The organism is Rhodovulum sp. FJ3 (genome assembly GCF_032918305.1).
GTDB lineage: Bacteria > Pseudomonadota > Alphaproteobacteria > Rhodobacterales > Rhodobacteraceae > SAT37.
The window spans coordinates 625,618-651,329 of the sequence record NZ_JAWJUU010000001.1; the positions used below are offsets into that span (position 1 = coordinate 625,618).

Below are 25,712 nucleotides of genomic sequence, written 5' to 3' on the forward strand. Positions count from 1 at the left end.
CGCCCCCATAGATCGGGCGGGGGACCGATCGCGTTTTTGGATGTTTTACAAGGCCGAGTTGATCAGATGACGATGACAGATCACGCTCCGATCCCGGAGCTCTATGTTTCCCATGAGAGTGCACAGAAACTAAAAGTAGAAGCAGCCGACCTGCCCAGCTGGGACCTGACCCCGCGCCAGATCTGCGACCTCGAACTTTTGATGAACGGCGGGTTTAACCCCCTCAAGGGTTTCCTGACCGAAGAAGATTACAACGGCGTTGTTGAAAACATGCGCCTTGCGGACGGCTCGCTGTGGCCGATGCCCATCACGCTGGACGTGAACCCCGAGTTCGCCGCAAGCCTTGAGCCCGGCCAAGACATCGCGCTGCGCGACCAAGAAGGTGTGATCCTGGCGATCATGTCGGTCTCCGACAAATACACCCCCAACAAATCGCGCGAAGCTGAAAAAGTGTTCGGCGCAGACGATCTGGCGCACCCCGCCGTGAACTATCTGCACAACACCGCTGGCGAGGTTTATCTGGGTGGTCCGATCACCGGCATCCAACAGCCGATCCACTATGATTTCCGCGCCCGCCGCGACACCCCGAACGAGCTGCGTGCGTTCTTCCGTAAAATGGGCTGGCGCCGCATCGTTGCGTTCCAAACGCGCAACCCGCTGCACCGCGCACACCAGGAACTGACCTTCCGCGCCGCGAAAGAGGCTCAGGCCAACCTGATCATCCACCCCGTTGTGGGCATGACCAAACCGGGCGACGTTGACCACTTTACCCGCGTGCGCTGTTATGAGGCCGTTCTGGACAAGTATCCGGCCGCGACGACCACCATGTCGCTGTTGAACCTTGCGATGCGTATGGCCGGCCCGCGTGAGGCGGTTTGGCACGGTCTGATCCGTAAGAACCACGGCTGCACCCACTTTATCGTTGGTCGCGACCACGCTGGCCCCGGCAAAAACTCGGCTGGCGAAGATTTCTACGGCCCCTACGACGCACAGGACCTGTTCCGCGAGCACCAAGATGAAATCGGCATCGAAATGGTCGACTTCAAACACATGGTCTATGTTCAGGAACGCGCCCAGTACGAGCCGAACGACGAGATTGCCGACAAGGACGAAGTCACCATCCTGAACATCTCGGGCACCGAACTGCGCCGTCGTCTGCGCGAAGGTCTGGAAATCCCCGAGTGGTTCTCGTTCCCCGAGGTGGTCAAAGAGCTGCGCCGCACCTCGCCGCCGCGCTCGCAGCAGGGTTTCACCGTATTCCTGACCGGTCTGTCGGGTTCGGGCAAATCCACCATCGCGAACGCGCTGATGGTCAAGCTGATGGAGATGGGCGGTCGCCCGACGACCCTGCTGGACGGTGACGTTGTGCGTAAGCACCTGTCGTCCGAGCTGGGCTTTAGCAAAGAGCACCGCGACATCAACATCAAGCGGATCGGCTATGTGGCCTCCGAGATCACCAAGAACGGTGGTATCGCGATCTGTGCGCCTATCGCGCCCTACACCGCGACCCGCCGCGCCGTGCGTGAGATGATCGAGGCCTACGGTGCCTTCGTTGAGGTGCACGTCGCAACCTCGCTTGAGGAATGCGAACGCCGTGACCGCAAGGGTCTCTACAAACTGGCCCGCGAAGGCAAGATCAAGGAATTCACCGGGATTTCCGATCCCTATGAATCGCCCACCAACGCCGAACTGGTCGTGGATACCGAAGGTGTGGACGTTGATTACTGCGCCCACCAGGTTCTGCTGAAACTGGAGAGCATGGGTCTGATCGGTCTGCAATAAGCGGACCCAACCCCGAAAAAGCAACCGCCGGCGCGATTAACGCCGGCGGTTTTTTGTTGGGCGAGTGGCGGGTTAGCTGACCATGATCGCCTTGACGTCCGGCAGGCCAAGCGCGTTGCCGCCCACGCCCCAATGGCCATCCTTGACCTCATTGATCACGACCCACGTCACATCGCGCAGCTTGTCGCTGGTGACTTCGGCAACTGCGTCGGTGAATTTCGCGATCAGTTCTTTCGCCTGTTCGTCGGTCAATTCGTCTTTGAATACTTTTACGTCGATCAATGGCATGTGCGCTCCTCCGGCTAAAACCATTTAACATGTTGGTCCAAGATACAGAAAATACGTAACCATCATATAATACTATAGGAGGTTATAAAACTTATCGTGAGCACGAAAAAAACCCGCCCTGAGATCCAGAGCGGGTCAATTATTTCAACGGGTTGGCGGTGCTTAGTGCACGCTGACCGGAGCCAAGTCGTTTTGGCGGGCAAGAATGAACGCCACGCGGCGATCTTTCACCAGCGCCAGACGTTCGCCGGTCGAATCGTAAACGGCATAGAGGTTCTCCGCCCCGTCCACCTGTTCACGCACCTCGTCCTGCATGTCCTCGGGCAGGTCCAGTACTGCAACGGGGCGCACGTAGACGATGTTGCTTTCGCCAGTGCCCGGCAGTGCGTCATATGTCGTGTCCATTTGGATCCCCTCTGTTACTGCGTTTTGATTGCAATCGTTTGTACAACTTTCTCGGGCTCGGCCCGTTCCAAGTCGACGTGCAATAATCCGTTTTCCATTTCCGCACCGGCCACATCCACCCCGTCGGCCAGCACGAAAGAGCGCTGAAATTGGCGGGCGGCGATTCCGCGGTGCAGGAAAACCCGTGTGTCGTCATCGTCGCGCTGGCGTCCCCGGATGACCAGTTGGCGGTCCTCGACGGTGATGGCCAGATCGTCCTCGCTAAACCCCGCGACGGCCAGCGTGATGCGATAGCCACGCTCCGAGGTCTGCTCGATATTAAAGGGGGGATAGCCTTCGTTGCCGGATTTGGCGTTGCGTTCCAGCAGGCGTTCCAGTTGCTCAAACCCCAACAGATACGGGTGCGAGCCAAGAGTCAGTTTCGTCATTGCGCAAGTCCTTGAATAAGCGACCTGAAGTCCGGAGCGCCCATTCTGGCGCGTTCCTGTGTTGAATATGGGCGTGGATCGCGCCATGCGCAAGGCCACCCTTCCCGCAAGGGTCTGAAATGGCTATGATCAGATGACGTGAACTGACGACTCGGGTCCAAAAATCAGATGAACATCGCAAGCGAAATGAACAGCGAAGAAGTCCTGCGCGTAAAGCTGGAGGTTCTTCGTCGTGAGCACCGCGATCTTGATGACGCGATCCATGCCCTTGCCGAGCGCGGCAACCCCGCCGACCAGTTCACCCTGCGTCGTCTTAAGAAACAGAAACTGACGCTAAAAGATCGCATCGCGGTGATTGAGGATCGCCTGACCCCGGACATCATTGCATAAGCGGGCCATCTGGATATAGTGCCGCCTCCGAACACATGAGGGCAGCATGAGCGACGTAAAAGTGGGCATCATCATGGGCAGTCAATCCGACTGGCCGACGATGAAACTGGCAGCTGATATTCTGGACGAACTGGGCATTGCCTATGAGGCAAAGATCGTATCGGCCCACCGTACCCCCGACCGTTTGTGGAGCTATGGCAAAACCGCCGCCGAACGTGGTCTGCACGTGATTATCGCGGGCGCGGGCGGCGCGGCCCACCTGCCCGGCATGATGGCCAGCAAAACCCGCATCCCCGTCATCGGCGTTCCGGTTCAGACCAAGGCCCTGTCGGGTGTGGATAGCCTCTATTCCATCGTGCAGATGCCCAAAGGCTTTCCCGTGGCGACCATGGCGATTGGGGCCGCGGGTGCGTCGAACGCGGGCCTGATGGCCGCCGGTATCCTTGCAATTGCCGACCCTGACCTTGCTGAACGGCTGGACGCGTGGCGCGATGCCCTGTCGGCCTCTATTCCGGATGAACCTGTCGATGACTGATCCCCTGTCCCCCGGCGCAACGATTGGCATTTTGGGCGGCGGTCAGCTTGGCCGGATGCTCTCGGTGGCGGCGTCCCGCCTTGGGTTCAAGACCTGCATCTTCGAACCGGGCGGCGATTGCCCCGCCAGCCACGTGTCGAACTATCATTTCCAAGCGTCCTATGACGACCACGATGCCCTGCGCAAATTCGCGCAATCCGTGGATGTCGTGACCTATGAATTCGAGAACATCCCGACCGAGGCGTTGGATGTGATCGAGGCGATCAAGCCGATCCGCCCCAACCGCAAGGCATTGGCGGTGTCGCAGGACCGCCTGACGGAAAAGACGTTCCTGAACGATCTAGGCCTGCAAACCGCGCCCTTTGCCAATGTCGAAAGCGCGGCAGACATGACCGCCGCCGTTGCCGAGATCGGCGCCCACGCGATCCTAAAAACCCGCCGGTTCGGATATGACGGCAAGGGTCAGGCGCGCCTGAAAACCGCCGACGACGCCGATGCGGCATTCGCGGCCATGGCCGATGCGCCCTCGGTTCTGGAGGGGTTCGTCGACTTCACGCATGAGGTGTCGGTGATCGCCGCGCGCGGCCTGAATGGTGAAGTCGCCTGTTTCGATCCCGGTCAGAACGTGCACAAGGACGGTATCCTGCACACCACCACCTTGCCTGCGACATTGACCGGCGCACAGCGCACCGATGCGGTCCTGATCGCGGCCAAGATCCTGAACGCGCTGGATTATGTCGGCGTGATGGGGGTCGAACTGTTCGTGACGCGCGCGGGTCTGATCGTCAATGAAATCGCGCCGCGGGTCCATAACTCGGGTCACTGGACACAGGACGGCTGTGTCATCGACCAGTTCGAACAGCACATCCGCGCCGTGGTCGGCTGGCCCCTTGGGGACGGGTCGCGTCACAGCGATGTCGAGATGCTGAACCTGATCGGGGACGATGTGAACGACGTTCCGACCTATGCCGGTCAGAGCGACGTCGCGATCCATCTCTACGGTAAGGCCGAGGCGAAACCCGGCCGCAAAATGGGGCACGTCAACCGCGTGCTGCGCCCCGCGCAAGGGTAATCAGTTCGGGCGGCGTGGCTTGATCAGCGACACGGCGATGCCGCCCAACACCAAGACACAGGACACTGCGAACCGCAGGGTCAGCGCCTCTCCCAGAAACACCATCCCACCGGCCAGCGCGATGACCGGAACGGTCAATTGCGCCACCGCCGCGCGGGTGGCCCCAAGGCCCGGCAGGACGCTGTACCACAGGGCATAGCCAAGTCCCGAGGTGATCGCGCCCGACACAATCGCCAAAGCAATGCCATAGCCCGACACGCCATCGGGCAGGATCGCAAAGACCAACAGGGCAATCGGACTGGCCCATGCGAAGTTCACCGCCGTCATTTGCAGCGGCTGACGCGCCCCACGCCCCAGCAGGGAATAAATCCCCCAGCCCACAGCCGCCGATGCCATCAGGGCCAGCGCGCCGATGGGATAGCTGACATCCGCGCCGCCCGTCGGCCAGAGCAACCAGACCAAGCCACCAAAGGCCATCACGGCGCCGATCCAGCGGGTGATCGGCACGTCCTCTTTGGCCAGAACCGCGCCCGCGAACATGGTGATCTGCACGCCGCCAAACAGGATCAGCGCGCCCAGACCTGCGGGCAGGCTGACATAGGCGAAGGAAAACCCAAGGACATAGACGGCCAGCGACAGAACCCCGCCAACACGCCCCGGACCGCCCCATTGGATCGACCCGCGCATCGCCGACAGGGCCACCAAAACCACCGCGCCAGACAACAGGCGCACCGCCGCAAAGGCCGCAGGCCCCATCGCCCCGTCAATCAGCGCAAGGCGGTTCAAAACAGAGTTGGCCGCAAAGGCCACCATGGTCAGGGCAGTCAATAAAAACAAACGCATGGCGCGATCTTGCACGGAATTCACACATGCGCAAATGACAGTTTCGTTTCCACATCTTGCAGTGCGTGCGCCACTGGGGCAGCATCGCCTCATGTCTTCACCTGCCCCCAGCCCCCGCATCGCCGTGCGCGCGATTATCTTGCATGAAAACCGCCTACTGCTGGTGAACGCATGGCCGGATGGGGTCAGCGACCTGTGGTGCGCGCCCGGCGGTGGCGTGGAACGCGGCGCGTCCCTGACCGACAACCTGCGCCGAGAGGTGCATGAGGAAACCGGCCTAGACATCGTTATCGGCGCGCCCTGTCTGGTGAACGAATTCCACGACCCCAAGGGTACGTTTCATCAGGTGGATATCTATTTCCGCTGTCAGATCACCGGCGGGGACATCGACCATGACTGGATCGATCCGGCGGGCGTCGTGACCACCCGTCGCCTGTTTACCCGCGCTGAAATGGCGTCCATCCGCGTGAAACCCGACAGTTTGGCCAATGTGGCGTGGTCGGACAGCGTGTTCTACGACCCGTTGGAACCGATCGTGCGCTAGAGGACGCTGAACGCGGGTGGATAGACCAAACGGCCTGTGACCTCTTTGGCCCCCGTTGCAATCGGATAGACCATCGTGTGCGCCCGCGAATAAGGGGAATCGAGCCCCGCCGCCGCGGCCTTGGAAAACCCGAAACGGCTGTAGAAATCGGGATCTCCCAGAACCACAACACCCGCCGCACCGGCGCGTCGCATCCCGTCCAACCCACGTCTGATTAGCTGATCACCAATGCCCTGCCCTTGGTAGGCGCGCTTGATCGCCACAGGCGAGAGGGACCAGAACCCGAAGGGCGACACCATCCGCGCAAAACAGATATAGCCATAGATGCCGTCCTCATCCTCACAGACAAGTTCCAGCCCGATATCACCGTCTTTGCGCAATTTCTCAACCAGACGCGCCTCGCCCGGCCCATCAAAGGCCGTGGACAGCAACACAGACACATCCAGATAATCGTCAGGGGTCACGTCGCGCGGAGAGAGGTTCAGAACGTCCATGCCATGCCTCTTGTGATGCCCTTGATGCTAAACCCGTTGCTCGGGTGATCACAAATCACTTTGGCCGTGACAGACGGGCCAGATGCCAAGTTGAGCAGCCCCACGCGCAGATGCCGTCATTTCCGGCAGGGCGCAAACGAAAAAGGGGGCCGTACGGCCCCCTTTCCCAAGATCACTATGGATCGACAGATTACATCATGCCGCCCATGCCGCCCATGTCGGGCATGCCGCCAGGTGCGGCAGCGCCTTCTTTGGCGGGTTTGTCTGCAACCATTGCTTCGGTGGTGATCAGCAGGCCAGCAACCGATGCCGCATCTTCCAGAGCGGTACGGGTGACTTTGGCGGGGTCGATCACGCCGAATTTGAACATGTCGCCATATTCTTCGGTCTGAGCGTTAAAGCCGAATGCGGTGTCGTCCGATTCACGGATTTTGCCGGCAACAACTGCACCGTCAACACCAGCGTTCTCAGCGATCTGACGCAGCGGAGCCTCAAGCGCGCGGCGCACGATGGCGATACCGGCGTCCTGATCGGCGTTTGCACCGGTCAGCGATTCCAGACCTTTGCCAGCCTGAACCAGAGCAACACCACCACCCACAACGATGCCTTCTTGGACAGCAGCGCGGGTCGCGTTCAGTGCGTCATCAACGCGGTCTTTACGCTCTTTCACTTCGACTTCGGTCATGCCGCCGACGCGGATAACAGCAACACCGCCTGCCAGTTTGGCAACGCGCTCTTGCAGCTTCTCACGGTCGTAGTCCGACGAGGTTTCTTCGATCTGGCCACGGATCTGAGCAACACGTGCTTCGATCTCGGCTTTCTCGCCAGCACCGTCAACGATGGTGGTCTCGTCTTTGGAGATCGCCACTTTCTTGGCCGAACCGAGCATGTCCATGGTGACGTTCTCAAGCTTCATGCCCAGATCGTCGCTGATGACCTGACCACCGGTCAGGATTGCGATGTCCTGCAGCATGGCTTTACGGCGATCGCCAAAGCCCGGAGCCTTAACAGCAGCGATTTTCAGACCGCCACGCAGTTTGTTCACAACCAGCGTTGCCAAAGCTTCGCCTTCGACGTCTTCAGCGATGATCAACAGCGGCTTTTGCGACTGGATGACCGATTCCAGCAGGGGAACCATCGGCTGCAGCGACGAAAGTTTCTTTTCGTGCAGCAGGATCATGCAGTCTTCGAGGTCTGCGATCATCTTGTCGGGGTTGGTGACAAAGTAGGGCGACAGGTAGCCGCGGTCGAATTGCATACCTTCGACGACTTCGACTTCGGTCTCCATGCCTTTGTTTTCTTCGACGGTGATCACACCCTCGTTGCCAACTTTCTGCATAGCGTCCGCGATCTGACGACCGATGGTTGCTTCGCCGTTGGCCGAGATGGTGCCAACCTGAGCAACTTCGTCGCTGTCGTTTACAGGGCGCGAAGCGGCTTTGATGGCTTCAACAACGTTGGTCGTTGCCAGATCGATGCCGCGCTTCAGGTCCATCGGGTTCAGACCAGCAGCAACCTGCTTCAGGCCTTCTTTAACGATGGCTTGGGCCAGTACGGTCGCGGTGGTGGTGCCGTCGCCGGCTTCGTCGTTGGTGCGGCTGGCGACTTCTTTCACCATCTGCGCGCCCATGTTCTCGAACTTGTCTTCCAGTTCGATTTCCTTGGCAACCGATACACCGTCTTTGGTGATGCGCGGTGCGCCAAACGATTTCTCGATGACGACGTTACGGCCTTTGGGGCCCAGGGTCACCTTTACCGCATCGGCAAGGATGTTGACGCCTTTCAGCATACGATTGCGGGCGTCGGTATCGAATTTTACGTCCTTAGCAGCCATTGTGCTTGCTCCTGACTAGATAATTTCTGGGAAAGACGAATTAGGCGATGATGCCCATGATGTCGGATTCTTTCATGATCAACAGCTCTTTGCCGTCGACCGTGACTTCAGTGCCCGACCATTTGCCAAAGAGAACTTTGTCGCCCTCTTTTACGTCCATTGCGATCCGGTTGCCTGCTTCGTCTTTGGCACCGGCGCCTACGGCCACAACCATACCTTCAGCGGGTTTTTCTTTTGCGCTGTCGGGGATGATCAGACCACCAGCGGTTTTTTCGTCGCTCTCAACACGTGCGACCAGAACTCGGTCGTGCAGCGGAGTAAATGCCATTTGGAACGCTCCTTGGTTCGCTAATTCTCATCATTAGCACTCACCTCCTTCGAGTGCTAACGCAACACAGCTAGGGAGTCCGCCGCGGCCTGTCAACAGCCCCGTTTCAAATTTTTCACGTGTCCGTGTGAGAGTCTTGCGCGACGCCCTGATCCGCCTCCGCACGCGGGCCGAACTGTGTTCTAAGGTCCGCCGCAAGCGTCGCCAGCACCTCGCGTCCTGCCCCGTCCAGATCGTATAGGCCGGTGCCGATGCGCGCAAACCAACCATAATGATTGTCGCGCATCAAGGTGGTCGCGCGCCCCACGCCCGTGTCGGCGGCAACCCGCGCGCCCTTGGTTTCGCCCGCGCTCTCTAGATACAGGGCACAGCGCAATGCGTCCTGTCGATAGGCCGTCATGATCTGCCCGCGCGAGCCGCCCACATTCGGGTCCCCGTCCCGTGCGGCGAATTCACGCATGAGGCGCACCTGTTTCTTGCGCGACTTGCGCGGCGCATAGGGACCGGGGTCCAGCAGACATTCCACCGTGCCGTCCGACAGGCGCACGCACAAAAGGCCCACGCCCAGATACCGGCACAGTTTCAGGTTCTCGCGCAGCGCGTTTTGAAACCGTTTTCCCGTCCCACGCGGCACGGCCACATAGACCGCGTCTGATACCGCCAAACGATCAATCGCCTGATGAAACAGCGTAAGGGAAAAGGTCGTTTTCATCTCGACAATGACCGGCACATTGTCCGCACCCACGGCCACGATATCGGCCCCTGCGACCTCGGACTTGACCTCGAATCCGCGCGCGCTCAGGAAGGCCTTGATCGGGGCATAAAGGTCGGTTTCACGGATCGCTGTCATGGGCGCACTATCGGATGTGTGACACCCCGCGCGCAAGAGGCACAAAATCGCCCATCCCCGACCAAATGACAGCGCTCACACGGGTGACAACCCCGCCGCCCCTGCCTATAAGGGCGCGAAATTGACCTCCACAATCCGGACCGTAGACATGACGATCAAAGTTTTTGGCCACAAATCCCCCGACACCGATTCCACCGGCTCGCCGCTGATCTGGGCATGGTACCTGTCGGACATCCGCAACCAGCCGGCCGAGGCCAAACTGCTGGGCGAGCCCAACACCGAAGCCGCCTTCGTCATCAACAAATGGGGTTTTGACAAGCCCGAGATCATCTCGGACGTCACCGCCGAAGACACCGTTGTCATCGTCGACACCAACAACCCCGCCGAACTGCCCGCCGCGATCAACGACGCCAACGTCATTCAGATCATCGACCACCACAAGCTGACCGGTGGTCTGGAAACCAAAGGCCCGATCGACATCACGATCAAGCCGCTCGCTTGCACCGCGACCATCATGTACAACCTGATGGGCGACAACGCCGCCAAGATGCCCGAGAACATCAAAGGCGCGATGCTGAGCTGCATCCTGTCGGACACTCTGGAATTCCGTTCGCCCACCACCACCGATCAGGACAAGGCACTGGCCGAGAAACTGGCCGCGGAACTGGGTCTGGATATCGCCGCCTACGCCAGCGAGATGTTCGAAGCCAAATCCGACGTGTCCGCGTTCAGCGACGCAGAGCTGCTGCGCATGGACTCCAAAGAATACGCCGTTGAGGGCACCAAATTCCGCGTGTCGGTTCTGGAAACCACCGCGCCGAAAATCGTGCTGGACCGCAAGGACAGCCTGATGGAAACCATGACCACCGTCGCAGCCGAGGACGGCGTCGATCAGGTTCTGCTGTTCGTTGTCGACATCCTGAACGAAGAGGCCACGCTGCTGGTCCCCAACGATCTGGTCAAAACCGTCGCCGAAAAGAGCTTTGACGCATCCGTTTCGGGCGACACCGTTGTCCTGCCGGGCATCATGAGCCGCAAAAAACAGATCATCCCGAACCTGAAACTCTGATCGTTTCGGATCGACCGTGATTTTGAAATGGCGCCCTTCGGGGCGTCATTTTCGTTTGGGCGGGCGTGACGTGCCCTCACCTCTTGGCCTTGGGGCGCTGACATGCGAAGACTGGCGCGCGTTCACAGGAAAGGCACAGCTATGACCCAGATCATCACCCACCTGCATGAGATTTCCGATCAGTATAAGGCGCTGTTCGTGGACCTGTGGGGCTGTGTCCATAACGGGCAGACGCCGTTCCCCGGCGCGGTCGATGCTCTGATGGCTTACCGTGAACGCGGTGGCATTGTGGTTCTGCTGACCAATGCGCCCCGCCACCGCCACAGCGTGGCCGAGCAACTGGCGCACATCGGTGTGCCCGAGGATTGTTGGGACACGATCACCACCTCGGGCGACAGTGCGCGCGCGGCCATGTATCAGGGTGCTGTGGGCGAAAAGGTCTATTTCATCGGAGACTCGAATGATCAGAGCTTTTTCGATCCGCTGAAAATCATCGAAAACCCCGTGTCGATCACGCAGGTCCCGTTGGAAGAGGCAGAGGGTATCGTCTGCACCGGTCCGTTCGACGTGCATGCCGATCCGTCCGAGCTGCGCCCGCAACTCCTGTACGCGAAGCAAAAGGGGATGAAGTTCCTCTGCGCCAACCCCGATATCGTTGTGGACCGCGGCGAGACACGGGAATGGTGCGCCGGTGCTCTGGCCGCGCTCTATACGGAAATGGGCGGCGAGAGCCTCTATTTCGGGAAACCGCACCCGCCGATCTATGATCTGGCGCGCAAACGTCTGGCCCAGATCGCCGATATTTCCGACGATCGCATCCTGTGCATCGGCGATGGACTTGGTACGGACGTCAGCGGCGCAGGCGGGGAATCGCTGGACTGTTTGTTCATCACCGGCGGCTTGGCGGCGGCGGAAACCGGCACCATCGAGCAACCGGATCCCGAGAAGTTGAACGCCGTTCTGGAGACCGCACAGCAAAATCCGCGCTATTCTATTGGGTTTCTGCGCTAAGCAGGGAATCCGCGCCGCAACAAAGTTGCGCAAATGCATCGACTATGGTCGTAAAATTACTCTGCCGGATTGCCTAACCGGGCCGACTCGCTTATGCTGCACTGCAACATGAGCGAGTCACACACCCAATCAGGAACCGAAGATATGCTGGACAACCTGCCCCGCGGCACGATCTGTATCGAAGATATCGAAATCGGCATGACGCGGTATCTGCGCAAGGTCGTTACCGACCGCGATATCGAACTGTTTGCCGAGGTTTCCACAGACCACAACCCCGTCCACATGGACGAGGAGTTCGCCCAGCAAACCCGTTTTGAGGGCCGCATCGCCCACGGCATGCTGAGCGCGGGCCTGATTTCTGCGGTGATTGGCGAACAACTGCCCGGCCATGGCACGATCTACATGAGCCAGACATTGAAATTCATGGCCCCCGTGCGTCCCGGCGATGTGGTCTATACCGAGGTCAAAGTGACCGACATCAACCACGCCAAGCGCCGCGTCACCCTTGAATGTCATTGCGCAGTGGGCGATACGGTTGTCTTGAAGGGCGAAGCGCTTGTTCTGGCGCCCAGCCGCAAGTTTGACTGACACCGTCGGGTTCCCGGCGTGATCGGGGACCGATGGAAACGTATTCGCACTGGACCGGCATCAAACCCGAGGATCGCGGCGCATCTGCCGCGATCGGCAATTTTGACGGCGTGCACCGTGGGCATCAGGCGGTTCTGGACATCGCCCGCGCCTATGCCACCGACAAGGCGTGCAAGCTGGGCGTTGTGACGTTCGATCCGCATCCGCGCGAGTTCTTTGCCCCCGATGCCCCCCCGTTTCGTTTGATGAACCCCGAGGCCAAGAGCAACCGCTTGGCCAAGCTGGGGGTCGATGTCCTGTATCAACTGCCGTTCGATCAGGTGATGGTCGGCTTTACGCCCGAGGATTTTGCACGCACCGTCATCTGCGAGGGCCTTGGCCTGCGCCACGTGGTCGTGGGCGAGGATTTCTGTTTCGGCAAGGGCCGTCAGGGCACCGCACAGGATCTGGTGACGTTCGGCGCGGCGATGGGGTTTGACGTGACCCTTGTGCCGCTGCTCAACACCGGTGACAGCGCGATCAGTTCGACCGCCATCCGCACCGCGCTGGGTGCCGGTCGCCCACAGGACGCGGCGGACATGCTGGGCCACCTGCACCGGATTGAGGGCGAGGTCCTGCACGGCGACAAACGCGGTCGCGATCTGGGCTTTCCGACCGCGAACATGGCGATCTCGGGCATGCATCCGCCCCGTTTCGGCGTCTATGCGGTCAGGGTCGACGTCCTGACCGGCCCCCACAAGGGCAGCTATCACGGCGCGGCCTCGGTTGGCGTGCGCCCGATGTTCGGTGTGAACACACCCAACTGTGAAACCTATCTGTTCGACTTCAAAGGCGACCTCTACGGGGAACATATTTCCGTGGCTCTGGTTGAATTCCTGCGCCCAGAGGTCAAGTTCGACAGTATCGAGGCATTGATCACCCAGATGAATGCCGATTGCGACAAGGCGCGGGACATCCTGAACGGCTGACCGCCCCAACCTGCGATGAGGCCCCAGTGAAAGACCCGATCGACCGCACGGCATTGCGCCCGCGCTTCTGGGAAAAGGTCCCCCTGACCCGCATGACCCCCAAAGAATGGGAGGCGCTGTGCGATGGCTGTGGGAAATGTTGCCTGAACAAGCTGGAGGACGCGGACACGGGCGAGGTCGTCTTTACCCGCGTGGCGTGCCGTTTGCTGGACGACGAAAGCTGTCGCTGTGCCAATTATGAGGTGCGCAAGACCATTGTGCCGGAATGCGTGGTTCTGACGCCGAAAAACATCGGCGAGATTGCCTATTGGATGCCCTCGACCTGTGCCTATCGTCTGCTTTGGCAGAAACAGCCTTTGCCGGACTGGCACCCGCTGATTTCGGGCGATCCGAACGCCGTTCATGAGGCCGGTGAATCCGTCCAAGGCTGGACCGTGCCCGAATTTGACGTGCCGGTCGAGGACTGGGAAGATTACGTAATCGAAGGGGATTTGTGAGCATGAATTTCGCATCGGACAATACATCGCCCGTCCCGCCGCAGGTTCTGGACGCCCTGCGCGAGGCGAACCACGGCTATGCCATGCCCTATGGCAACGACGCCATCGCCGCCGAGGTCCGCGATCAGATCCGCACCCTGTTTGAGGCCCCCGAGGCCGAGGTCTTTCTTGTCGCCACCGGCTCGGCGGCAAACGCGCTGGCGCTGGCTTGTATCTGTCCGCCGTGGGCGACGGTGTTCTGTCACCGCAATGCCCATATCGAAGAGGACGAATGCGGCGCGCCAGAGTTCTATACGGGCGGCGCGAAAATGACGCTGGTCGAGGGGCCGGATGTCAAAATGACACCTGGCAATCTGGACGCCGAAATCGCCTTTGCCGCGCGTGGGGGCGTGCACAATGTCCAACGCGGCGCGGTGTCGATCACCAACGTGACAGAGGGCGGCACGGTCTATTCCGTGGATGAGGTGCGCGCGCTCTGTGCTGTGGCGCGGGCCTATGACCTGCCGGTTCATATGGACGGCGCGCGGTTCTCGAACGCCCTTGTGACGACGGGAGCCACGCCTGCGGACATGACGTGGCGCGCGGGTGTCGATGTCCTGTCCTTTGGCGGGACCAAGAACGGGTTGATGGGGGTTGAGGCGGTCGTGCTGTTCAACCCCGAAAAGGCGTGGGAGTTTCAGTTGCGCCGCAAACGTGGCGGCCATCTGTTTTCCAAACACCGCTATCTGTCGGCCCAGATGCAGGCCTATCTGACCGATGATCTGTGGATGAAACTGGCCACCCGCGCCAACGCCAGTGCGGCGCGCTTGTCGGCGGGTCTGTTGCGGGTTGAGGGCGCGGAACTGATCTATCCGACCGACGCCAACATGGTGTTCGCCAAATGGCCCCGCGCGAAACACCGCGCGGCTATGGACGGCGGCGCGGCCTATTACATGTGGCCCATGGACCAGAGCCTTGACGGACCGGCAGAGGAGCTGATCAGCGCGCGCTTGGTCTGTTCGTGGTCGACAACGGATGAGGACGTGGATCAATTCCTCGCCCTGCTGGGGGTAGACCCCTAAGCCACCGGATGGCGGTCGAGAAAGGCCGCGATCTCCGCACTGACCGGACGGACATGGGTGATGGGCAACATATGCCCCGCCCCATCCACCCGCGCCCGTTCCAGCACCGGCATACGCGCCTGAAACACGTCTGCAATGTCATGGACGATACGCGGGGACGCGCCGCCCTCAACCAACAGGGTTGGAATGCGGTGACGTTCCAACCGGTCACCGCTCAGGATGCCGGGCGTGTCGGGCACAAGGGCTCGGTCGCCCTCGGTGATGATGTGGATACGGTCACGGATATAGGCGCGCTGCCCCTCGGGCAGGTCCGCCCATGCCTGTCCCGTGCCCCAATCCGCCATAAAGAGATCAGCCGCCTCATCGCGCCGCCCCTCGGCCACCGCCGCGTGAAACGGGGCCATCATCGCCTGATAGGCGGGAAAGCTGTCATAGCTGCGCGCGGCTGCAAACAGCACGGGTTCGATCAGGATCAGGCGCGACACCAGTTCGGGGTGCTCTAGCGCCAGACGCAGGGCCACCGTCGCCCCGAACGAATGGCCGATCACCGTCTTGGGCGCGCCATCCTGCAACAGGGGCAGAACGGCCCCCGTGGTCGTGTCATGAAAATCCGCGCCGCCCGGCAAATCCGCACTCTGACCATGGCCGGGCAGATCGGGCGCCACGGCCAACAGACGGTGCCCAAGCGCCGCCATCACCCCCGCCCATGCGCGCCCATGGGCCATTGAGCAATGCAACAGCAACGCCGCATCGCCCCCCTGCCCCATCTCGCGCCAGAACAGGTCGTGCCCGCCTAGAACGGCGCGCGGCATCAGATGTCGCCGGACAGATGCGCGTCCAGATGCGCCAGACGGTCCTGACCCCAGAACGGTTCGTCACCGACGACATAGAACGGCGCGCCAAAGGCCCCGCAGGCCACCGCCTCTTCAAGGTTCGCGGCATAGGTTTCCGCCCCGCTGAGAAGCCCGCTGTCGGCCAATGCGGGATCGAACCCTGCCTCGATCAGGCAGGCGCGGATCACGTCGTCCTCGGCGATGTTTTGTTCCTTGACCCAGACCGAGGTCAGCAAGGCCCGCACCAAGGCCCCGACATCGCCCGTGCCCGCCGCCTGCGCCGCAATCACCGCATAGGACGAAGGCGCAGCGTTGGTCGGGAAAAACGCGGGTTTCAGATTCAGATCCAGCCCGTTCAGCTTTGACACACGCGCCAGATCCTTGGCGCGATAGGCCTGCCGGTTTTCGTGACGTTGCGCGGGTGGGGTACCGCCGGTGCGCCCGAACAGGGCCACGATGTCCAGAGGTTTATAAACGATCTCGGCGCCGTGTTTTTCGGCGATTTGCTCAAGCTGGTCGCCCGCAAGGTAGGTGTAGGGCGAAATCGTCGAAAAGTAGTAGTCAATTTTGGGCATAATGCGCTCTTCCGGTCAGTCGTGGTTTGGCAAGACCGTAACTGGGTGATAAGCGGTGTCAACGTTACGATTCTGTGATCCGGATGCAGCACTTGGGGACCTCTGCCATGCCTTCTGTCAATGAGCCGAAACTGATTTCGGGCAACGCCAACCGCCAACTGGCATCCGCGATTTCGCGTCGCATGTCGATCCATCGCGGATTTGACGTGGGCCTCGTCGATGCGCGGGTCGAGCGCTTTAACGACGGTGAAATCTTTGTCGAAGTGTACGAGAACGTACGCGGCGAAGATATGTTCATCATTCAGCCGACCTCGAACCCGGCCAACGACAACCTGATGGAACTGCTGATCATTGCAGATGCGTTGCGCCGCTCGTCGGCCGGTCGCATCACCGCCGTGATCCCCTATTTCGGCTATGCCCGTCAGGACCGCCGCACCAAGGCCCGCACGCCGATCTCGGCCAAGCTGGTCGCGAACATGATGGTCGAGGCCGGGATCGAGCGCATCCTGACCATGGACCTGCACGCCACGCAGATCCAAGGCTTCTTCGATATCCCCGTGGACAACCTCTATGCCTCGCCGGTCTTCGCGCTGGACATCCGCCATAACTTTAAGGGAAAGATGGACGACATCATGGTCGTTTCGCCCGACGTTGGCGGCGTGTCGCGTGCCCGCGAACTGGCCAAACGCATCGACGCGCCCTTGTCGATCGTGGATAAGCGCCGCGAGAAACCCGGTGAGGTCGCAGAGATGACCGTGATCGGTGACGTGGTGGGCAAGAAATGTATCATCGTGGATGACCTTGTGGACACCGCTGGCACCCTTTGCAAAGCAGCCGAGCACCTGATGGAGGCCGGCGCGCAAGAGGTTCACGCCTATATCTCGCACGGCGTTCTGTCGGGCCCCGCGGTTGAGCGCGTGACGAACTCAAAACTGTCGTCGCTGGTCATCACCGACTCGATCCAGGCGACCGAGGCTGTGAAGGGCTGTAAAAACATCCGCATCGTGCCGACCGCGCCCCTGTTCGCACAGTCGATCATCAACACATGGAACGGCACCTCGGTCTCGTCGCTGTTCGAAGATAAAACACTGATCCCGCTGTATGAGGGTGTCTATCACCCCTGATCGCGGATCAGACCGGACAATGAAAAACGCGGCCCTGTTACGGGGCCGCGTTTTTTATGTCTGCTTCCAGTGCGGGAAATCAAAGGCCGCGTAATCCGCCGCATAAAGGGTGCGCAGGCGCGCGTCGATGTCGGGGGTGCGCCATGCTTGGGCCGAGGGCGGCGCGGCACGTTTGTTGGCCTGCGGCATCGTCGCGATACGGGCCAGAGCGTCCTCATCCACCCCGAAATCGCGCAGCATCGGAACAAGATCCTGCCCCATCGCGCGCAAATCCAGAACACGGTCAAACCGGTTCGCCGGCAGGTTCAGCAATTCGGCCTGCACCGCGTAATGGGCATCCATTGACGGGCCGACCTGCTCCATCGCGGTGACAAAATCGGGAAAGCTGAGAAAGCGTTGCACCACCCGGTTTCCGGTCTCGACGCGGTCCCAATGTTTCGGACCACGCAGGATCTGGGTCAACTTGCCCAGCGTATAGAGAAACGGGCGGTGCGCCTTGGTATAGCGGTTCAGCTTGTTGAAATAGGCCGAATAGAGACGCGCCGCCGGTTCACGCACGACGGTAAAGCTGTGATACTCGCCGTAGCGCGCCAATAGGGCCGTGGCACCCGCTGTGTCGGTCTGATGGAACTCTGTCCCCGCGCGTTCCAGATCGCCCGAACGGGTCAGTTCAAGCGCCATATGACGGATGCGGCGCGGTTGCGGGTCAAAGCCCGCAAGGCGCAAAAACACCTCAACCAAAGTGCTGGACGCACATTTGGGCAATGCGACGCAAATGATCCGCGCGGGATGCGAAATCAGAACGTTAATCTTGGCGTGTTTGTCCGTCATGACCGGTCCCTTGTGGTTTGGGTTCTATTGCCACAACTCGCCTAAAGCTGCCAGTCATCCTCGTTCGGCAGTTCGCCAATGGCCATCCAATCGGCACGGATGCGGGCCACACGGGTGTCACCCCATGTTTTGAACAGGATGCTAAAGCCTTCGGTCGTGATGTCCTGCGCCGAAACATCCGCGCGGCCATTGGTTTTCTGGTCGAGATCCCACATCGAGATGCTGACGGTCACCGCCGGAACGCTGCGAAATTTCTCTGAAAACGTGATCTGTGTAACGGAAGAGCGCGGTCCCGTCCCCGTCCACATCACACCCCCGTCTTCATAGTCGGAAAACAAAACACGGGACCCTTGGTCCACACCGACGCGGTGACTGGATAGTTTCTTCATATTTTTATCATCCTCCCGAGTGCCGCACGACAAAACACACTGTCCCCAGACCAAAGCGGCACCCGCACACACCTCAATACAAAAAGAAAAAGGCCCCGACAACATCGGGGCCTCTTCACTGTCCGTATGTGATTTTGTCCGGCCTTAGATGGACGGTACGTTCGGGTCGAGCCCGATATGGGTCCCCATCGCAACCATGTCGGCCAGCAGTTTGGCCGCCGTGTCAGCCACATCAGGATGGGCCTCTTTATGAGCGGCATGCGCAGAGGCAACCATCTCATCGACCATTTCCTGAGTCACTTCTTCGACAGGATGCGAGCGTTCCGCCAGAACCGAAGTCCCCTCTGCCGAAATCTCGGCAAAGCCACCGGTGACGATGTAACGGCTGGACCCATCGGTCGTGACCACTTCCAGCACGCCCGGGCGCAGGGTGGTGATCATCGGCGCATGGTTGGGCATCGCCGTCAGGTCGCCATCGGCTCCCGGAATGCGGACCTCGGTGGCCTGAACAGAAGCAAGCTTCCGTTCAGGGGATACCAGGTCAAATTGCATAGTCTCAGCCATCAAGGCCTCCCTTAGGCAGCTTCAGCGGCCAGTTTTTCGGCTTTGGCGATCACTTCGTCGATGTCACCGACCATGTAGAACGCAGCTTCGGGCAGGTGATCGTATTCACCAGCAACCACAGCCTTGAACGATGCAACGGTTTTTTCCAGGGGAACCTGAACACCGTCCGAACCGGTAAAGACTTTCGCAACGTCGAACGGCTGCGAGAGGAAACGCTGGATCTTACGGGCACGTGCCACGGTCAGCTTATCTTCTTCGCTCAGTTCGTCCATGCCAAGGATGGCGATGATGTCTTGCAGCGATTTATAGCGCTGCAGGATGTTCTGAACATCGCGTGCAACTTGGTAGTGCTCTTCGCCAACGATCTGCGGGTCAAGGATACGCGAGGACGAGTCCAGCGGGTCCACAGCCGGGTAGATACCCAGTTCCGAGATCGAACGGTTAAGAACGGTCGTTGCGTCCAAGTGGGCAAAGGTCGTTGCCGGTGCGGGGTCGGTAAGGTCATCCGCGGGAACGTACACAGCCTGGATCGAGGTGATCGAACCGTTCTTGGTCGAGGTAATGCGTTCCTGCATCGCACCCATGTCGGTGGCCAGCGTCGGCTGATAGCCCACAGCCGAAGGAATACGACCCAGCAGAGCCGAAACCTCAGAACCGGCCTGGGTAAAGCGGAAGATGTTGTCCACGAAGAACAGAACGTCGGTACCCGAAGCGTCACGGAACTGTTCCGCCAGCGTCAGACCGGTCAGAGCAACACGTGCACGTGCCCCCGGCGGTTCGTTCATCTGGCCGTAGACCAGAGCCACCTGCGACTCTTCCAGGTTATCGGGTTTGATAACGTTGGATTCGATCATCTCGTGGTACAGGTCGTTCCCTTCACGGGTCCGCTCACCAACACCTGCGAACACCGAGTAACCCGAGTGCACTTTTGCGATGTTGTTGATCAGTTCCATGATCAGAACGGTTTTGCCCACGCCGGCACCGCCGAACAGACCAATTTTACCACCCTTCGAGTACGGAGCCAGCAGGTCGATAACCTTGATGCCGGTTTCCAGAACTTCCGACGCGGTCGACTGTTCTTCGAATTCGGGGGCTGCCTGGTGGATCGCGCGGGTTTCTTCCGCGTTCACCGGACCTTTTTCGTCAACGGGCTCGCCGGTGACGTTCAGGATACGGCCCAGGGTCGCTTTACCAACCGGCACCGAGATCGGTGCGCCGGTGTCGACCACTTCTTGACCGCGAACCAGACCTTCGGTTGCGTCCATTGCGATGGTACGAACGGTGTTTTCACCAAGGTGCTGGGCAACTTCCAGAACCAGTTTCTTGCCGTTGTTGTCAGTGTCCAGTGCGTTCAGGATCTCGGGCAGAGCGTCCTCGAACTGCACGTCCACAACGGCGCCAATCACCTGAGTGATTTTGCCTTTTGCGTTTGCCATGTCGTTTCTCCGGTTCCTTAGAGCGCCTCAGCGCCCGAAATAATTTCGATCAGCTCGTTGGTAATCACAGCCTGACGCGAGCGGTTGTATTCGATCGTCAGCTTGTCGATCATATCGCCTGCGTTGCGGGTTGCGTTGTCCATTGCGCTCATCCGTGCACCCTGTTCGGATGCACCGTTTTCCAGCAGTGCCGTGAAGATCTGGGTCGCGACGCCGCGCGGCAGCAGATCGGCCAGGATGCCTTCTTCGGACGGTTCGTACTCATAGAGATTGCCACCGTCGACGTCGCCTTCGGGCGCGTCGAAAGAGGCCGGAACCACCTGTTGTGCCGTCGGGATCTGCGAGATCACCGACTGGAACTTCGAGAAGAAGATCGTCGCAACGTCGAATTCACCCGCGTCAAAGCGGTTGAGAACGTCACGCGCGATATCCTGAGCAACATCGTAACCGATGCGCTTTACCTCACTCAGGTCGACGTGATGGATCATCAGATCGGCGTAGTCACGGCGCAGTTGCTCGCGACCTTTTTTGCCGACGGTGATGATTTTAACCGTCTTCCCTGCTGCTTTCAGCTCTTCGATCTTGGTGCGTGCAAGACGCACGATCGACGAGTTGAAGGCGCCGCAAAGACCGCGTTCTGCGGTCATCACGACCAAGAGCTGTACCTGATCGCTGCCGGTACCCGACAGCAATTTCGGTGCGCTCTGCGACCCTGCGACCGATGCCGCGAGACCGCCCATGACCGATTCCATACGTTCGGCATAGGGGCGTGCACTCTCGGCAGCTTCTTGGGCGCGACGGAGTTTAGCCGCCGCGACCATCTGCATGGCCTTCGTGATCTTTCGCGTCGATTTGACGCTAGAGATCCGGTTTTTAAGGTCCTTAAGGCTTGGCATCTATCCAGTCCTTACCCGCCCCTTAGGCGAAGTCTTTCGCGAAATCGTCGAGAGCTGCTTTGATTTTGTCAGCCAGCTCACCTTTGACCTTACGGTCGTTCTCGGTGATGTCTGCCAGCAGATCAGCATGTTTCTGACGCAGGTGGTTCAGCATAGCTTCTTCAAAGCGACCGACGTCTTTAACTGCGACGTTGTCCAGATAGCCGTTGGTGCCTGCGAAGATAACGCAAACGATTTCGGCGTTGGTCAGCGGCGAGTACTGCGGCTGTTTCATCAGCTCGGTCAGACGTGCACCACGGTTCAGCAGACGCTGGGTTGCAGCATCCAGATCCGAACCGAACTGAGCAAACGCAGCCATCTCGCGGTACTGAGCCAGCGACAGTTTAACCGGACCAGCAACCGAGGACATTGCCTTGGTTTGGGCCGACGAACCAACGCGGGACACCGACAGACCGGTGTTCACAGCAGGACGGATACCTTGGTAGAACAGTTCGGTTTCGAGGAAGATCTGACCGTCGGTGATCGAGATCACGTTGGTCGGAATAAACGCCGAAACGTCGCCACCTTGGGTTTCGATGATCGGCAGCGCGGTCAGCGAGCCAGCACCGTGATCCTCGTTCAGCTTTGCCGAACGCTCCAGCAGACGGGAGTGCAGGTAGAAAACGTCACCCGGATATGCTTCACGCCCCGGCGGACGACGCAGCAGCAGCGACATCTGACGGTACGAAACGGCCTGTTTGGACAGGTCATCGTAGATGATCAGGGCGTGCTTGCCGTTGTCACGGAAGTATTCGGCCATTGCGGTCGCGGCGTAGGGTGCCAGGAACTGCATCGGAGCGGGGTCCGAAGCGGTTGCAGCAACAACGATCGTGTATTCGATCGCGCCGGTTTCTTCCAGCTTCTTCACCAGCTGGGCAACGGTCGAGCGTTTCTGACCAACTGCAACGTAAACGCAGTACAGTTTCTTGCTCTCGTCGTCGCCAGCAGCGTCGTTGTACGATTTCTGGTTCAGGATGGCGTCCAGAGCCACAGCCGTTTTACCGGTCTGACGGTCGCCGATGACCAGTTCGCGCTGACCACGGCCGATCGGGATCATCGCGTCAACCGACTTCAGGCCGGTTGCCATCGGTTCGTGAACCGATTTACGCGGGATGATGCCCGGTGCTTTGACGTCAGCGATGCGGCGCTCGGAGGCTTTGATCTCGCCTTTGCCGTCGATCGGGTTGCCCAGACCGTCAACAACGCGACCCAGCAGGGCGTCGCCTGCGGGAACGTCCACGATCGAGTTGGTGCGCTTAACCGTGTCACCTTCTTTAATGTCACGGTCCGAACCGAAGATAACAACACCAACGTTGTCTGCTTCGAGGTTCAGCGCCATCCCGCGGATACCACCGGGGAATTCAACCATTTCACCGGCCTGAACATTGTCGAGGCCGTGAACCCGCGCAATACCGTCGCCGACGGAGAGCACGCGGCCCACTTCGGCGACTTCGGCTTCTTGACCGAAGTTCTTGATCTGCTCCTTGAGGATCGCAGAGATCTCAGCTGCTTGGATACCCATTTATCCGACCTCTTTCATGGTGTTCTGGAGTGCCGCGAGCTTGGAGCGGATCGACGTATCGACCATCTTCGAGCCCACTTTTACGATAAGTCCGCCGATGAGGCTTTCATCAACGGACGCATTGATGTTGACAGTTTTGCCAACAGTTTTCTTCAGGACCGCAGCAAGTTTCTCTTGCTGGGCCTTGGTCATTGCTTTGGCGGCGACGACCTCGGCGGTCACCTCACCTTTTTCTTCCGCAATCATGTCGCGCAACTGGGCAGCCAGCTGCGGCAGGGCGAACAACCGGCGCTTGCCGGCCATCAGGCCCAGTGCGTTGGTCATCGTGCCGGTCAGGCCCATGGCCTTGCCCAGAGCAGCGACAGACGCGCCCAACTCATCACGGGTATAAACCGGCGACGAGATCAGGTCACGGAACTCGGCACTGTCGGCCAGTGCGGCCTCCAGCGCGTCGAGATCGTTCTCCAACGCAGAAATTACATTGTCTTCTTTGGCCAGTTCAAAAATGGCCGAGGCATAGCGGGCTGCAATGCCTGCTGAGATCGAAGCCGGTTCGGACACGTCCACCCTTTCGATGTCTTTAGCCCCCGAAAGCCGCAGGAGGCGGCAGGGGCTGCTCACGCTCACGCCAATATGGCGCGCTCCCGAAATCAGCGCGGATGTAGCAGAGCATTCCCCGTGTCGCAACAGTCAACAACACCTTCGGGTGAGTCGATTTTCTGACCAATTGCGCAGTTTGGACGCTAACTGGTGAAGATGTGGGCGAAATGCCTGATTTACAGCCCCTGCCGAGTCGCCATTTTCTGCGTAAAAACGTCGCAGTTACGCGGGATTTGCCGCCGGAGCGGGCAAAACGCTAAGCGGGCGGCGCAGGGCGTTCGTCACCGGCGTGCCCGTTGGGCGATAGACCTGTTTTGACACCTCAACCATCAACACACCCCCAGCAAAATAAGCACTTACGCGCCGTCCCATGCCCTCAAGCAGGTCCGAGGTCTTGAGCCAGAATCGCTTGTGACTGGGGGGGGCATAGAGGGCCGCGCGGTGGCCTTCGGGCTGAAACCCGTGGCGCTTTAACTGATTTTCAAGCTGTCCCAGCGAATAGGGCCGCCCAAAACCGAACGGCGTTCCATCTCCGCGCGCCCAAAGACCCGACCGATTGGGCACAATAAACATCGCACGTGCCCCCGGCCCCATGACGCGCGAACATTCCTCTAATAACGCGGTGGGGTGTTCGCTTGTTTCAAGGCCATGCATGACGACCAGCTTGTCCGCGATTCCCGTCGCAAGGGGCCAATTCACCTCTTCGGACAGGACGGAGACGTTCGGGCGACCGGCAGGCCAATGCATCACCCCCTGTTGGCCGGGCATGACACCGACAATGCGCCGCGCCTCTTCCATATAGGGGCGCAGCATCGGCACCGCGAAACCGAATCCCACCACCGTCTGGTTCTTTGCCTCGGGCCAGAATTCCAGCAACTGGTTCCTGATCGCACGCTGCGCCACCCGACCCAAATTGGTCCGGTAGTAAAAATTCCGCAGATCCAACACATCAAGGTGCATTGCAGTCCCATCCCACTTCGGCGAATCTGACGCTAGGCGCAATCGAGCAAAGGAACAACATCGTGTCACTGGAAATCGTTACGGTCCCCTGCCTGTCAGACAACTACGCCTATGTGCTTCATAACGCCACGACCGGTGAGACCGCCGTCGTCGACGTGCCCGAAGCCGCGCCGTTGAAGCAGGTTTTGAACGATCGTGGCTGGACCCTGACCGATATCTTGATCACGCACCACCACTATGATCATATCGACGGGGTTGAGGATTTGCGCGGCCCCGGTGTGCGGGTGATCGGCGCGGCGGCGGATGCGCACCGCCTGCCCCCGCTCGATCTAGCCGTTGAACAGGGTTCAGACCTGATCGTCTGCGGCGAGGCGGTTCAGGTGTTCGGCACCCCCGGTCACACGATTGGCCATGTGTCGTTCTATTTCCCCGACACGGGCGCCGCCTTTACCGCCGATACATTGATGGCGATGGGATGTGGCCGTTTGTTCGAGGGCACGCCGGATATGATGTGGGCGTCCTTGTCTGCGCTAATGGCCCTGCCGCCCGAGACGACTATCTGTTCTGGTCACGAATACACCGCCGCCAACGCGCGGTTTGCCATGACTATTGAACCCGATAATCCCGACCTTATCTCTAGGGTACAACAGATCACCCAAGCCCGGGCGGACAACCGCCCCACAGTTCCCAGTAAATTGGCAGACGAGATCGCAACAAACCCGTTCTTGCGCGCCAATGTACCCACCCTCAAAGCGGCACTTGGCATGGAACATGCTGACGATGTTGCAGTCTTTGCCGAAATCCGTCGGCGCAAGGATAATTTCTGATCGAACGATGGTCAAAGCCGAAAAACAGCGACGCTTAAAATTTGGCCCTTGACCCGATTCCTTTGGAAAATTGTCCAGAAAACACTTGAAGCGGGCCGTTAAAAACCGATCCTTAATATCATACGGCCA

Annotated in this window: 31 protein-coding genes; 13 read left to right on the forward strand and 18 right to left on the reverse strand. The window is 59.8% G+C overall.

Annotated features, from left to right (window positions below):
* Positions 1-72: 72 nt before the first annotated feature.
* Positions 73-1,782 carry a bifunctional sulfate adenylyltransferase/adenylylsulfate kinase gene (locus R1W00_RS03170; RefSeq protein ID WP_410901515.1) on the forward strand — a complete coding sequence of 570 codons (1,710 nt, stop codon included), beginning with the start codon at positions 73-75 and terminating at the stop codon, positions 1,780-1,782.
* Positions 1,783-1,854: 72 nt separating this feature from the next.
* Here the strand turns inward: R1W00_RS03170 and R1W00_RS03175 are convergent, their stop codons facing one another.
* The 3 genes from R1W00_RS03175 to R1W00_RS03185 form a co-directional block, all read right to left on the reverse strand.
* On the reverse strand, positions 1,855-2,070 hold the full coding sequence (locus tag R1W00_RS03175; protein ID WP_317261264.1) for a 4-oxalocrotonate tautomerase family protein: 216 nt from the start codon (positions 2,068-2,070) through the stop codon (positions 1,855-1,857).
* Between the two features lie 162 nt (positions 2,071-2,232).
* Positions 2,233-2,475, reverse strand: coding sequence for a DUF1150 family protein (locus tag R1W00_RS03180; RefSeq protein WP_317261265.1), 243 nt, complete (start codon positions 2,473-2,475; stop codon positions 2,233-2,235).
* A 14-nt stretch (positions 2,476-2,489) separates the two neighbouring features.
* Complete coding sequence (locus tag R1W00_RS03185) at positions 2,490-2,903, reverse strand: Hsp20 family protein (RefSeq protein ID WP_317261266.1); 414 nt, start codon at positions 2,901-2,903, stop codon at positions 2,490-2,492.
* Between the two features lie 168 nt (positions 2,904-3,071).
* On the opposite strand from R1W00_RS03185, the gene R1W00_RS03190 reads away from it, so the two are divergent.
* The 3 genes from R1W00_RS03190 to R1W00_RS03200 are packed head-to-tail and all read left to right on the forward strand — an operon-like array spanning position 3,072 to position 4,900.
* Positions 3,072-3,293 (forward strand): YdcH family protein, encoded by a 222-nt coding sequence (locus R1W00_RS03190; RefSeq protein ID WP_317261267.1) that lies wholly within the window; start codon positions 3,072-3,074, stop codon positions 3,291-3,293.
* 46 nt (positions 3,294-3,339) lie between these two features.
* Entirely contained in the window at positions 3,340-3,828 is a 489-nt protein-coding gene (gene purE, locus R1W00_RS03195; RefSeq protein ID WP_317261268.1) for a 5-(carboxyamino)imidazole ribonucleotide mutase, read from the forward strand.
* A complete protein-coding gene (locus tag R1W00_RS03200) occupies positions 3,821-4,900 on the forward strand; it encodes a 5-(carboxyamino)imidazole ribonucleotide synthase (RefSeq protein WP_317261269.1) in 1,080 nt (359 codons plus the stop codon). The genes purE and R1W00_RS03200 overlap by 8 nt, the downstream gene beginning before the upstream one ends.
* Here R1W00_RS03200 and R1W00_RS03205 read toward each other — a convergent pair whose 3' ends face one another.
* A complete protein-coding gene (locus tag R1W00_RS03205; protein ID WP_317261270.1) occupies positions 4,901-5,743 on the reverse strand; it encodes a DMT family transporter in 843 nt (280 codons plus the stop codon). It lies immediately after the preceding gene.
* A gap of 91 nt (positions 5,744-5,834) precedes the next feature.
* Here R1W00_RS03205 and R1W00_RS03210 point away from each other — a divergent pair, with 91 nt between their 5' ends.
* Positions 5,835-6,287, forward strand: coding sequence for an NUDIX hydrolase (locus R1W00_RS03210; protein WP_317261271.1), 453 nt, complete (start codon positions 5,835-5,837; stop codon positions 6,285-6,287).
* On the opposite strand, the gene R1W00_RS03215 is transcribed toward R1W00_RS03210, so the two are convergent.
* From R1W00_RS03215 to R1W00_RS03230, 4 genes are all read right to left on the reverse strand, one after another.
* Positions 6,284-6,781, reverse strand: coding sequence for an N-acetyltransferase (locus R1W00_RS03215; protein WP_317261272.1), 498 nt, complete (start codon positions 6,779-6,781; stop codon positions 6,284-6,286). The genes R1W00_RS03210 and R1W00_RS03215 overlap by 4 nt on opposite strands.
* Positions 6,782-6,971: 190 nt before the next feature.
* Entirely contained in the window at positions 6,972-8,615 is a 1,644-nt protein-coding gene (gene groL / locus R1W00_RS03220; protein WP_317261273.1) for a chaperonin GroEL, read from the reverse strand.
* Between the two features lie 40 nt (positions 8,616-8,655).
* Entirely contained in the window at positions 8,656-8,943 is a 288-nt protein-coding gene (locus R1W00_RS03225; protein ID WP_317261274.1) for a co-chaperone GroES, read from the reverse strand.
* Positions 8,944-9,058: 115 nt separating this feature from the next.
* Positions 9,059-9,793 (reverse strand): DUF2161 domain-containing phosphodiesterase, encoded by a 735-nt coding sequence (locus R1W00_RS03230; RefSeq protein WP_317261275.1) that lies wholly within the window; start codon positions 9,791-9,793, stop codon positions 9,059-9,061.
* 148 nt (positions 9,794-9,941) lie between these two features.
* On the opposite strand from R1W00_RS03230, the gene R1W00_RS03235 reads away from it, so the two are divergent.
* The 6 genes from R1W00_RS03235 to R1W00_RS03260 all read left to right on the forward strand — a co-directional run bounded on the left by R1W00_RS03235 (position 9,942) and on the right by R1W00_RS03260 (position 14,987).
* Positions 9,942-10,862: a manganese-dependent inorganic pyrophosphatase gene (locus tag R1W00_RS03235; RefSeq protein WP_317261276.1), complete on the forward strand. Its 921-nt coding sequence runs from the start codon at positions 9,942-9,944 to the stop codon at positions 10,860-10,862.
* 141 nt (positions 10,863-11,003) lie between these two features.
* Entirely contained in the window at positions 11,004-11,873 is an 870-nt protein-coding gene (locus R1W00_RS03240) for a TIGR01459 family HAD-type hydrolase (RefSeq protein WP_317261277.1), read from the forward strand.
* 144 nt (positions 11,874-12,017) lie between these two features.
* Positions 12,018-12,461, forward strand: a complete 444-nt coding sequence (locus R1W00_RS03245) for a MaoC family dehydratase (protein WP_317261597.1) — start codon at positions 12,018-12,020, stop codon at positions 12,459-12,461.
* Positions 12,462-12,493: 32 nt separating this feature from the next.
* Positions 12,494-13,429: a bifunctional riboflavin kinase/FAD synthetase gene (locus R1W00_RS03250; RefSeq protein ID WP_317261278.1), complete on the forward strand. Its 936-nt coding sequence runs from the start codon at positions 12,494-12,496 to the stop codon at positions 13,427-13,429.
* A gap of 26 nt (positions 13,430-13,455) precedes the next feature.
* A complete protein-coding gene (locus tag R1W00_RS03255; protein ID WP_317261279.1) occupies positions 13,456-13,926 on the forward strand; it encodes a YcgN family cysteine cluster protein in 471 nt (156 codons plus the stop codon).
* 2 nt (positions 13,927-13,928) lie between these two features.
* Positions 13,929-14,987 carry a low specificity L-threonine aldolase gene (locus tag R1W00_RS03260; protein WP_317261280.1) on the forward strand — a complete coding sequence of 353 codons (1,059 nt, stop codon included), beginning with the start codon at positions 13,929-13,931 and terminating at the stop codon, positions 14,985-14,987.
* On the opposite strand, the gene R1W00_RS03265 is transcribed toward R1W00_RS03260, so the two are convergent.
* Positions 14,984-15,799: an alpha/beta hydrolase gene (locus R1W00_RS03265; RefSeq protein ID WP_317261281.1), complete on the reverse strand. Its 816-nt coding sequence runs from the start codon at positions 15,797-15,799 to the stop codon at positions 14,984-14,986. The genes R1W00_RS03260 and R1W00_RS03265 overlap by 4 nt on opposite strands.
* Positions 15,799-16,395: a 2-hydroxychromene-2-carboxylate isomerase gene (locus R1W00_RS03270; RefSeq protein ID WP_317261282.1), complete on the reverse strand. Its 597-nt coding sequence runs from the start codon at positions 16,393-16,395 to the stop codon at positions 15,799-15,801. The genes R1W00_RS03265 and R1W00_RS03270 overlap by 1 nt, the downstream gene beginning before the upstream one ends.
* Positions 16,396-16,502: 107 nt before the next feature.
* Here R1W00_RS03270 and R1W00_RS03275 point away from each other — a divergent pair, with 107 nt between their 5' ends.
* A complete protein-coding gene (locus R1W00_RS03275) occupies positions 16,503-17,519 on the forward strand; it encodes a ribose-phosphate pyrophosphokinase (RefSeq protein WP_317261283.1) in 1,017 nt (338 codons plus the stop codon).
* 54 nt (positions 17,520-17,573) lie between these two features.
* Here R1W00_RS03275 and R1W00_RS03280 read toward each other — a convergent pair whose 3' ends face one another.
* From R1W00_RS03280 to R1W00_RS03315, 8 genes are all read right to left on the reverse strand, one after another.
* On the reverse strand, positions 17,574-18,350 hold the full coding sequence (locus R1W00_RS03280) for a sulfotransferase family 2 domain-containing protein (protein WP_317261284.1): 777 nt from the start codon (positions 18,348-18,350) through the stop codon (positions 17,574-17,576).
* Positions 18,351-18,391: 41 nt separating this feature from the next.
* Entirely contained in the window at positions 18,392-18,739 is a 348-nt protein-coding gene (locus R1W00_RS03285; RefSeq protein WP_317261285.1) for an H-type lectin domain-containing protein, read from the reverse strand.
* Between the two features lie 144 nt (positions 18,740-18,883).
* Positions 18,884-19,303, reverse strand: a complete 420-nt coding sequence (locus tag R1W00_RS03290) for a F0F1 ATP synthase subunit epsilon (protein WP_317261286.1) — start codon at positions 19,301-19,303, stop codon at positions 18,884-18,886.
* Between the two features lie 11 nt (positions 19,304-19,314).
* Entirely contained in the window at positions 19,315-20,739 is a 1,425-nt protein-coding gene (gene atpD, locus R1W00_RS03295; protein WP_317261287.1) for a F0F1 ATP synthase subunit beta, read from the reverse strand.
* A gap of 17 nt (positions 20,740-20,756) precedes the next feature.
* Positions 20,757-21,635 (reverse strand): F0F1 ATP synthase subunit gamma, encoded by an 879-nt coding sequence (locus tag R1W00_RS03300; protein WP_317261288.1) that lies wholly within the window; start codon positions 21,633-21,635, stop codon positions 20,757-20,759.
* A gap of 22 nt (positions 21,636-21,657) precedes the next feature.
* Positions 21,658-23,196, reverse strand: a complete 1,539-nt coding sequence (gene atpA / locus R1W00_RS03305) for a F0F1 ATP synthase subunit alpha (protein WP_317261289.1) — start codon at positions 23,194-23,196, stop codon at positions 21,658-21,660.
* The gene (locus tag R1W00_RS03310) at positions 23,197-23,757 is read right to left on the reverse strand and encodes a F0F1 ATP synthase subunit delta (protein WP_317261290.1); all 561 of its coding nucleotides are present in this window, start codon (positions 23,755-23,757) and stop codon (positions 23,197-23,199) included.
* Positions 23,758-24,018: 261 nt separating this feature from the next.
* Positions 24,019-24,756: a hypothetical protein gene (locus tag R1W00_RS03315; protein WP_317261291.1), complete on the reverse strand. Its 738-nt coding sequence runs from the start codon at positions 24,754-24,756 to the stop codon at positions 24,019-24,021.
* A gap of 62 nt (positions 24,757-24,818) precedes the next feature.
* Here R1W00_RS03315 and gloB point away from each other — a divergent pair, with 62 nt between their 5' ends.
* A complete protein-coding gene (gloB, locus tag R1W00_RS03320) occupies positions 24,819-25,583 on the forward strand; it encodes a hydroxyacylglutathione hydrolase (RefSeq protein ID WP_317261292.1) in 765 nt (254 codons plus the stop codon).
* The last annotated feature ends 129 nt before the right edge of the window (positions 25,584-25,712 follow it).

Excerpts from the sequence above, each read along its gene's own strand:
- R1W00_RS03170 (WP_410901515.1), top strand. The coding sequence starts at position 73 with ATGACAGATCACGCTCCGATCCCGGAGCTCTATGTTTCCCATGAGAGT.
- R1W00_RS03175 (WP_317261264.1), bottom strand. The coding sequence starts at position 2,070 with ATGCCATTGATCGACGTAAAAGTATTCAAAGACGAATTGACCGACGAA.
- R1W00_RS03180 (WP_317261265.1), bottom strand. The coding sequence starts at position 2,475 with ATGGACACGACATATGACGCACTGCCGGGCACTGGCGAAAGCAACATC.
- R1W00_RS03185 (WP_317261266.1), bottom strand. The coding sequence starts at position 2,903 with ATGACGAAACTGACTCTTGGCTCGCACCCGTATCTGTTGGGGTTTGAG.
- R1W00_RS03190 (WP_317261267.1), top strand. The coding sequence starts at position 3,072 with ATGAACATCGCAAGCGAAATGAACAGCGAAGAAGTCCTGCGCGTAAAG.
- purE (WP_317261268.1), top strand. The coding sequence starts at position 3,340 with ATGAGCGACGTAAAAGTGGGCATCATCATGGGCAGTCAATCCGACTGG.
- R1W00_RS03200 (WP_317261269.1), top strand. The coding sequence starts at position 3,821 with ATGACTGATCCCCTGTCCCCCGGCGCAACGATTGGCATTTTGGGCGGC.
- R1W00_RS03205 (WP_317261270.1), bottom strand. The coding sequence starts at position 5,743 with ATGCGTTTGTTTTTATTGACTGCCCTGACCATGGTGGCCTTTGCGGCC.
- R1W00_RS03210 (WP_317261271.1), top strand. The coding sequence starts at position 5,835 with ATGTCTTCACCTGCCCCCAGCCCCCGCATCGCCGTGCGCGCGATTATC.
- R1W00_RS03215 (WP_317261272.1), bottom strand. The coding sequence starts at position 6,781 with ATGGACGTTCTGAACCTCTCTCCGCGCGACGTGACCCCTGACGATTAT.
- groL (WP_317261273.1), bottom strand. The coding sequence starts at position 8,615 with ATGGCTGCTAAGGACGTAAAATTCGATACCGACGCCCGCAATCGTATG.
- R1W00_RS03225 (WP_317261274.1), bottom strand. The coding sequence starts at position 8,943 with ATGGCATTTACTCCGCTGCACGACCGAGTTCTGGTCGCACGTGTTGAG.
- R1W00_RS03230 (WP_317261275.1), bottom strand. The coding sequence starts at position 9,793 with ATGACAGCGATCCGTGAAACCGACCTTTATGCCCCGATCAAGGCCTTC.
- R1W00_RS03235 (WP_317261276.1), top strand. The coding sequence starts at position 9,942 with ATGACGATCAAAGTTTTTGGCCACAAATCCCCCGACACCGATTCCACC.
- R1W00_RS03240 (WP_317261277.1), top strand. The coding sequence starts at position 11,004 with ATGACCCAGATCATCACCCACCTGCATGAGATTTCCGATCAGTATAAG.
- R1W00_RS03245 (WP_317261597.1), top strand. The coding sequence starts at position 12,018 with ATGCTGGACAACCTGCCCCGCGGCACGATCTGTATCGAAGATATCGAA.
- R1W00_RS03250 (WP_317261278.1), top strand. The coding sequence starts at position 12,494 with ATGGAAACGTATTCGCACTGGACCGGCATCAAACCCGAGGATCGCGGC.
- R1W00_RS03260 (WP_317261280.1), top strand. The coding sequence starts at position 13,929 with ATGAATTTCGCATCGGACAATACATCGCCCGTCCCGCCGCAGGTTCTG.
- R1W00_RS03265 (WP_317261281.1), bottom strand. The coding sequence starts at position 15,799 with ATGCCGCGCGCCGTTCTAGGCGGGCACGACCTGTTCTGGCGCGAGATG.
- R1W00_RS03270 (WP_317261282.1), bottom strand. The coding sequence starts at position 16,395 with ATGCCCAAAATTGACTACTACTTTTCGACGATTTCGCCCTACACCTAC.
- R1W00_RS03275 (WP_317261283.1), top strand. The coding sequence starts at position 16,503 with ATGCCTTCTGTCAATGAGCCGAAACTGATTTCGGGCAACGCCAACCGC.
- R1W00_RS03280 (WP_317261284.1), bottom strand. The coding sequence starts at position 18,350 with ATGACGGACAAACACGCCAAGATTAACGTTCTGATTTCGCATCCCGCG.
- R1W00_RS03285 (WP_317261285.1), bottom strand. The coding sequence starts at position 18,739 with ATGAAGAAACTATCCAGTCACCGCGTCGGTGTGGACCAAGGGTCCCGT.
- R1W00_RS03290 (WP_317261286.1), bottom strand. The coding sequence starts at position 19,303 with ATGGCTGAGACTATGCAATTTGACCTGGTATCCCCTGAACGGAAGCTT.
- atpD (WP_317261287.1), bottom strand. The coding sequence starts at position 20,739 with ATGGCAAACGCAAAAGGCAAAATCACTCAGGTGATTGGCGCCGTTGTG.
- R1W00_RS03300 (WP_317261288.1), bottom strand. The coding sequence starts at position 21,635 with ATGCCAAGCCTTAAGGACCTTAAAAACCGGATCTCTAGCGTCAAATCG.
- atpA (WP_317261289.1), bottom strand. The coding sequence starts at position 23,196 with ATGGGTATCCAAGCAGCTGAGATCTCTGCGATCCTCAAGGAGCAGATC.
- R1W00_RS03315 (WP_317261291.1), bottom strand. The coding sequence starts at position 24,756 with ATGCACCTTGATGTGTTGGATCTGCGGAATTTTTACTACCGGACCAAT.